This window comes from Clostridia bacterium (assembly GCA_036562685.1).
In the GTDB taxonomy this organism is placed as follows: Bacteria; Bacillota; Clostridia; order Christensenellales; family DUVY01; genus DUVY01.
Genome location: DATCJR010000204.1, coordinates 1 through 1,718 on the forward strand (window position 1 = coordinate 1; position 1,718 = coordinate 1,718).

1 protein-coding gene is annotated in these 1,718 nt (G+C 33.6%); it reads right to left on the reverse strand.

Annotation, left to right across the window (positions count from 1 at the left end):
- Positions 1-155 precede the first annotated feature (155 nt).
- Entirely contained in the window at positions 156-1,343 is a 1,188-nt protein-coding gene (locus VIL26_08725; GenBank protein HEY8391009.1) for an ISL3 family transposase, read from the reverse strand.
- Positions 1,344-1,718 lie beyond the last annotated feature (375 nt).

Consider the following 1,718-nt stretch of genomic DNA (forward strand, 5'->3'; position numbering starts at 1 on the left):
AGGCGTCAAAATGCAGGAAACGGCATTTCGGGGTATATACCAAAGATGAAAGCGGCTTTATGCCGCTTTTTTTATTACATAATTATCGGCTCTTTGTCAAGAGTTGGGGTAAAATGATTTTTATAACCGGAGGGATATATTTTCTCCGGTTATTTTTATGATAAGGCTAACATAATTCTGTTTCTGAAGCTCACAAAATTTCTATATCCATATGCTGTTCTTTTAATTACTTTTATTGAATTGTTTATTCCCTCTGTAAAACCATTTGTATAAGGACAATCAAATGAATTTAGTATGTATTTTGACCAGTTACCCAGCATAGTTAGTACAGGCTTAAATTCCTTCAAATCACTGGCCTGTGCTGCTAAAATAAAGAATTTAAGTCGCTTTACTGCTTCGTCTCTGTCTTTTGATGCAAGAAATTCATAAAACTTTTCTTTTAAGTGATATGCAACGGCAAGCTCATTTGACTGCGTAAGCATTATTTCTAGTGCCTGTTTAGATTCTTCGTTAAGCTTATTATAATGTGACAGGAGAATTCTTCTACTTCGCTTAAAATACTTCCGTTTGCTAGGATGCATGGACTTTTGAATCCGCTTTCTCACATTTTCAAGAGCCCATGTGACATATCTTACATAATGGAACCGATCTATGACAATCTTGGCATTCGGGAAAAATGTTTCTGCAAGTTCTCTATAAGATTGATTCATGTCCATAATAAAATATTTTACATCCTTGCGGTTTGAAAAGGTTTTAAAATATGTAATTAAGGATGCCTGAGATCTGCTTGGCAGGATATCAAATACTTTATGCTTTACCGGGTCAGTAAGTATTCCTTGATATTTCTGACCGCCAGCGTTGCCTCGAAATTCATCCATAGAAAGAACTTGTGGAAGGCGATTGGGCTTACTGAAGCTGATATCTTTCATTCTTCTAAAAATGAATGATGGTGAAACGCCATTATGTTTTGCGACAGACTGCACACTTATTTTATCTGCGAGAAAATTTATGCAATACCATGCAAGGCGTGTGGTTGTGCGGCAATGTTTTGGAACAAGAGAAAAGGGTTCATAAAAATGCTTGTTGCAGCAATCACAATGATATCTGCGCTTTCTATATGCAAGGGTTGTATGATTACCCAGGATAGGGATGTCTTTAATATAGGAGACACGATAATCATGAATCTTGTTTGTTGGTGAAGAGCAAAACGGGCATGTGACGGTTTTTCTCATTAAAGAGAAATGGATCACAGTTTTATCATTGGAACATTCAATATTTTCTATAATAGCATCTTCCAAACCGATAAGTTTTGATGTAAAATCATTTGTAGGCATAGGTAACATCCTTTCTTATAAAGTTTGTGGTGAACTTATTATACAGAAAAATGTTAACCTATGCCTATTATTTTTTTATCTTACCCCAATATAAAGTTTAGAACCATAGTTAATAAGGTACCGTCAGGCAACCTTTAATTATGTAGTAGATGACAGTGCAATTGGCGTATATATTAAAACGCAATAATTTACAAATATGGACAGAACTAAATAGGAATCAAAAAAGTTGTAATATGTAATTTGAACATATAAAGTAAATTGTAAAATATTTAGTTGTGCAAAAGATATAACTATAAAAGTTTACAATAAATAATTAACCTGCAAAATTAACGAAAATAAATTCCATTACTGACAATTTTGACGGTCTTTTGGTAAGATATAAAG

Excerpts from the sequence above, each read along its gene's own strand:
- VIL26_08725 (HEY8391009.1), bottom strand. The coding sequence starts at position 1,343 with ATGTTACCTATGCCTACAAATGATTTTACATCAAAACTTATCGGTTTG.